Source organism: Desulfurobacterium sp. (assembly GCF_027028515.1).
Classification (GTDB): domain Bacteria; phylum Aquificota; class Aquificia; order Desulfurobacteriales; family Desulfurobacteriaceae; genus Desulfurobacterium_A.
The window spans coordinates 1-5,390 of the sequence record NZ_JALVIW010000026.1 but is presented as its reverse complement, the minus strand read 5'-3'; the positions used below and the strand labels follow the sequence as shown (position 1 = coordinate 5,390).

General features: G+C 38.5%; 6 protein-coding genes. 5 read left to right on the top strand and 1 reads right to left on the bottom strand.

Annotated elements, in window-relative coordinates; genetic code table 11:
- Positions 1-513: hypothetical protein (locus MV676_RS02630; RefSeq protein ID WP_297445022.1), on the top strand; the 513-nt coding region annotated here is incomplete at its 5' end.
- On the top strand, positions 510-923 hold the full coding sequence (locus MV676_RS02625; RefSeq protein ID WP_297445020.1) for a prepilin-type N-terminal cleavage/methylation domain-containing protein: 414 nt from the start codon (positions 510-512) through the stop codon (positions 921-923). The genes MV676_RS02630 and MV676_RS02625, both read left to right, overlap by 4 nt.
- A 1-nt stretch (position 924) precedes the next feature.
- On the opposite strand, the gene MV676_RS02620 is transcribed toward MV676_RS02625, so the two are convergent.
- Complete coding sequence (locus tag MV676_RS02620) at positions 925-1,167, bottom strand: hypothetical protein (protein ID WP_297445018.1); 243 nt, start codon at positions 1,165-1,167, stop codon at positions 925-927.
- 56 nt (positions 1,168-1,223) lie between these two features.
- On the opposite strand from MV676_RS02620, the gene MV676_RS02615 reads away from it, so the two are divergent.
- The 3 genes from MV676_RS02615 to MV676_RS02605 form a co-directional block, all read left to right on the top strand.
- A complete protein-coding gene (locus MV676_RS02615) occupies positions 1,224-3,914 on the top strand; it encodes a hypothetical protein (protein ID WP_297445016.1) in 2,691 nt (896 codons plus the stop codon).
- A gap of 38 nt (positions 3,915-3,952) precedes the next feature.
- Entirely contained in the window at positions 3,953-4,819 is an 867-nt protein-coding gene (locus MV676_RS02610) for a hypothetical protein (RefSeq protein WP_297445014.1), read from the top strand.
- 20 nt (positions 4,820-4,839) lie between these two features.
- Positions 4,840-5,390, top strand: a 551-nt coding sequence (locus tag MV676_RS02605) for a nitrate- and nitrite sensing domain-containing protein (RefSeq protein ID WP_297445012.1), incomplete at its 3' end; no start/stop codon positions are given.

Sequence of the window (5,390 nt, the reverse complement as noted above, 5' to 3'; positions counted from 1 at the left end):
CTCAAGGAATATGCAGAAAAGCTAAAGAGTTATTTAAGAAAGCATTTATGGTTTGCACGGCGGGTAGTTAATAGGGATTCATTTTATTTTTTATCGGAATTTAAAAAAAATCTAGAAAAAATACAGAGCCTATATAGAGGTTATTCAAAATTTGAAATGCCACTACTTGACTTTCTTAGTGGAGAAAATCCTAATGTAATAACATTTCACGTTGAGCTACCCGGCAGGGTAAAGCAGGGAAGGAAGGAAATCAAGTTTTCATTAGAGGGAGAACTTTTAAAAACAACTGATATTATAAATGGAGAGGAAAACTACGATTTAATAGAACAGAGTACGAGAGTGGTTGTTGAAACGGTAGAACCTGGGAAAATTAGTGTTAAGGAAATTCCTTTAACTGCTTTTGCGAAAGATATAGTAGAGGTATTTAAAGTTTTTATTTATGCTCTTGTTTACGATGAGCCTTTATCGTTTGCGAAGAAAGTGGAAAACCTTATATCCCCGGGGAGGAGATGAAAAGAAAGGGATTCACGCTGACAGAGTTTATGGTAGTTGTTACTATAATGATTTTTTTAAGCGTAATAGCCTATACAGCTTACAAGCAGTATTTACAGAGGGCTTCAGCAAAGGCTATGCAAGCAATAATATACGAATGCATAACAGGAGCTATGTCGATGAATCAATATACAGATAAAAGAGTTTTTAAGTGTGAGTTTTCTGAACAAAAAACCGTTAAAGTAGGAAATACAGAAATAAATCCACCAACCAATTATGTTTACATAGTTTTAGATAAAGACGGATTTTTTGACGGATTTTCCCCTAACGGAAGCGTGGATAATGTAGTTGATACGGCAGAATTTATCTATAAAACCAGAAAAGTTTACTGCCAGAAACAACCCATAGAAAAACTGGTTTACTGTAATTGACCTATTTAAACTTAACTGTTTCGGTTGAAGGGGATTTTTTAATCATAGAATTTACAACTTTTTTCACTTTTTTGTTGCAGGGTAAGCATTCTACGGGTTTATTTTCGGCGTGTACAGGTTGATAATAGACTAGTGGATATCTTACTACTACTTCTTTGAAGAACACGGCATTTTTCTTGTTTTTGGCCATAGCAGGAGTAGTTATAACGAAAATGGCAAGAAGTGTTAAAAGCACTCTTTTCATTCCTTGCTCTCCCTTACTTGACTGTTATAATAAATTATAGCAGAAAGGGGTGAAAAATGCAAAGAATACTGGGAATCCTGTTTTTCCTGGTGCTTCTAACTTCATCAGCACTTGGAGCGTTTTGTCCTGATAAGGTAGATTTAAAAGAGGGTTCGTGTCGGGCTTTATGTGAAAAGATAGCAGAGGAAACCGGAAAAGGTGGGACAGTACTTGCCAGCGTTTACGGAACGCCGTCGAGCAATATGGCAATTCCTACATACTGTACCTGCGTGTTTAACAGGTATATTGATAAAGATGCAGGAAATGCGCCTGATAACCTTGAATCAACTCTTGTCTGTACTTATGCACTTACCAACAAGTACGGTGGAATTGGTTTAAAGGTCCAAGATACTACAGATAAGAACAACTTGAGATATCTTGACATATCACTTCCGAATTATCTTGTAAGAGTTTTTCTTTTTGACAAAACAGTAAAAGATGTTGCACCAGCTCTAATTCAGAATACGCCCCTTTATGCAGGAATTCAGGGATTTTATACCATTTACTTAAAAGTTCTTAAAGGCTTTTCGATCTTTATGGCCTACATAATTCTCGTAGTAGTATTAAGCTGGCATTTAATAAGCCATACATTTAAAAACTGGAACGACATAATGAGAAATCCTGGTTCTTCTTTCCAGAATCTTTTATCAGCCACATATAAAGGGAAGGCATTACAGGTTATTCCTGTTATGCTTTTCTTCTCTTTGCCTCTTCCACCGAACATAACGGGATCGTATGTTAACCCGACCGTAAAGCAGGAGAAAATAGATCCTGTAGCAATGTGTTCAGACATTCAGACTCTTGTGGAAGAGTGTAAAAATGAGGCTCAGGATTACAAAACTATCTACTGTGATAATGAAGATAGTGGTGGTTCTTTAGGGGACATATTTGATGATCTGCTCTGTATCATAACCGGTGAATGTAGTATTACAGACCTGTTTAACAAACTATCCGTTCAGGGTTCATTTGAGGCCCTTTGTGGTTCAACGATGGAACAGCAGTGTGAAGAGCTTGCTCAGGAATACGACAACTGTATCAAAAAGTATGAGGATTTAGCTAAGAAGATGGAGGATAAGCCGAAGTACGAGTGGGCTGATCCTGATATATCCACAATTAATACACCACTAGCACTTACAATGATGAGGAATTTTATTCTGTGGGGGGTTGATGTTGCAGAGCATGGAGTAACTCCCTATGTGAACACGGTTGTTACCAATATTTTCCTTAAGACTATGACCTATGACGGCTATGCCTACAGTTACGCAGACATTAGTGGAAGGTTGAACTATGAATCTCTGGCGAAGGCCGTAGATGAAGCGTGGAGAATGCCTGTGTTTTACTTTATGTCCGATTCCGGTGCTCAAATGTATCAGGAGTGCCGTGTAAACGTGGGAGGCCAGGAAGTTGTTATTTCTTCCTGTGCTGATCTTGATAAGTATGACCAGGCTTCTATTGAAATGGCCAGGGCTTCCCATATCGGAGCGTGTGATGATGTATTTTGGACTTTAGACCAGGTATGTCCTCAGCTGAAGAAATACAAGCTAATGGCACAGGATATAAAGAAGAATGAAACCGAATCTAACGAAGAAGTAGAAAAACTGCTTACACTTATAAACTCAACAAAAGACCAGTATGGATTTCTTGCTCCTGCGATAATTCCTATGTACTCGATCTTTTACTTCATAGACAGCATACCAGGAATCAGAACAAGTGTTGATCCGATAATTGCAACAAAGGTAGGAGAGAAAAACTATCCACTAAACAGTCCTGGTCTGACAGACTACCTTGCAAAGGCTTACGGATTTGGAAAGTCTGTTGCAGGTGGTATAGGAAGTGCTGTTACAACAGCTGCCAGATGGCTCAAGGCAGGAGCAGAGTCTGTTTATGGATTTATGACGAACGGCAACCCTGTTGAAAAAATTGATAGAATAGCTGGAACTATTACTTCTGAGGTTATGTACTACATAGGAAAGGCGTTGATTCTCTTAAGTTTGCCGTTTGTGAACAACATACTCAAGATAATGAACGACATACTATCGGGTGTTTTAACAACTGTAAATATTGGTCTTGCCGGTCTTGCCGGTGTTGTAACAGCAACCGTGCTTTCTGTAATTCTTGGAATAGGTGGAAAGATATACATTTACATACTTGCTTACTCTATAGCGATAGTTCTGTTAAAGCTTATGCCGTTTATCATAACCGGTCTTGCTGTGATTGTAAGGTTTGTTCAGTATCTTCTTGAACTTTTCGTTCTTGTTATTCTCCTGCCGTTCTATGCAGTAGCGGCCGCCACAAATCAGCCGAATATGGTATTAAGGTTCTTTATGGAACTTTATAAAATGACATTCTATCCTGCTGTTTTAACCATAAGTGCTGGAATAGCACTTGCGTTCTCAAGGATAATATTCCTGTTTACCTACTACATACCGACGCACGTGATACTTGGAGCAATAGATAAAGGTGGTTCAAGCTTTATAGAATCTGCAAAGAGCATACCGTCTGCATTCTTAAGCGGTGTTCTTGATGGATCGTTCCTGATTCTCTCTACTATTGTTGCTACAATACTGGCGTGGCAGATCGGGTATTCACTACCTGATTACATACTTGACGGTGCAGTTGAAATAGTAGGTGCGTCAAGAATTAAGGCTAACCAGGTGTTCCAGCGTCTTGAGGGTCCGTTTAGTGGCCTTGTAGGAACGAGAATGTAAAATTTGTTGTAAAATATTGGAGAGAAAAAGGAGGTAAAATGGGCACAAGAATACAGGCAAACTTTGATAACCTGAAAGACGATATGAAGTTTATCGACACGGTAATGCAGATAATCAACAACGGGGTATCCGGATTTATCCGTGTAAACGGTCCCGGAGCAGAAGAGCTTATTTTTTACATCGGGGAAAATGTTTTTGAGGGAGTTGCAACCAACAACTGTTCTATAATCAGTGATATGATAGATAACTCATTGAGATTACAGCACAGAAAAGATGCAATAGTAATAGGTGCACTTGTTTATCCCCTCACGTGGCCAAAAGGGACACTACTGTTTGAAGAAACAAGCATTCCTGATATGTACAACTGGCGTGTTCCTACTATACAGGTGGGAATGGATGTTGCAAGGGTTTACGACGAAGGAAAAGCCTACTTTAAAACATTGAGGGAGAAAAAGCTTGTCTGTGACATAAAGCCTGAAAATGTAAAAGAATCTGTTCAGATGAAACCCGAGGATTTCCTTGTATTCTATACACTCTGTAAGGAGAGAGATCTGAAAAAAGGTCTTTTCATCCATTCACACATAGACGAAACTGTAAAAACTATTGAACAGTACAAAAGGTTAAACATTATTACCGTTCAGGAAATTGATATTAATCAAACTGAATCTGTACCACTTCCGAAAGAGTTTGAGGAAAAGATAAAGGAAATATTATCTGAAGCGTTAGGGTTCATAGGAGAAACAATAGTAGATGATGCCAAGGAAAGGCTTGGCATCGCACAGATCACCTACGACAATGTAAATCTGTTTATGGAAGAACTTATCAAAGAGATACCGTCTGACTGCGTTTACAAGAAGAGAAGTTGTAAGGAAGCGGTTAATCAAATACTTAAGCAATACCTATAACCTGCTAAGAGGAGGTAGTTATGGAACTTACCAGAGAATCCCTGTACAGGGTAAGAAACATCTTTTTACTTATGGTTATGGCAATATTTGCCATTTCAATTACTTATTCGTTTATGGGTTATAAGAAACTTAAAGCAGATCTAGATAGTGCTAAAACTCTAAAGTCAACTACGAAGCTGATAGATATTTTGTCGGATGTCGTTCAGGAACTTCAAAAAGAAAGGGGAATGTCTGCTGGTTATATCGGCTCCGGTGGTATGAAGTTTAAAGACCTGCTTCCGAAGCAGAGGAAAAAGACAGATGAGGCCATACAGCGTGCAAGTAAGTTTTTACAGGAGTTTGATACTGATAAGCTTCCATATCTTTCAAACGAGAAAATAAACGAAGCTTTTGGTGTTTATCTTACTCAGTTGAATGTTATTAGGAAAAAAGTAGACAATTTACAGATTCCCCTCAAAGAAGAGCTTGCATTCTATACCAATGCAATAAACGACCTTCTCGACGCTATATTTACTCTTTCAAAGATAGCTCCCTCTCCCGAAACAGAAAGGGATATAGTGGCTTATGGGAC

Excerpts from the sequence above, each read along its gene's own strand:
- MV676_RS02620 (WP_297445018.1), bottom strand. The coding sequence starts at position 1,167 with ATGAAAAGAGTGCTTTTAACACTTCTTGCCATTTTCGTTATAACTACT.
- MV676_RS02610 (WP_297445014.1), top strand. The coding sequence starts at position 3,953 with ATGGGCACAAGAATACAGGCAAACTTTGATAACCTGAAAGACGATATG.
- MV676_RS02625 (WP_297445020.1), top strand. The coding sequence starts at position 510 with ATGAAAAGAAAGGGATTCACGCTGACAGAGTTTATGGTAGTTGTTACT.
- MV676_RS02615 (WP_297445016.1), top strand. The coding sequence starts at position 1,224 with ATGCAAAGAATACTGGGAATCCTGTTTTTCCTGGTGCTTCTAACTTCA.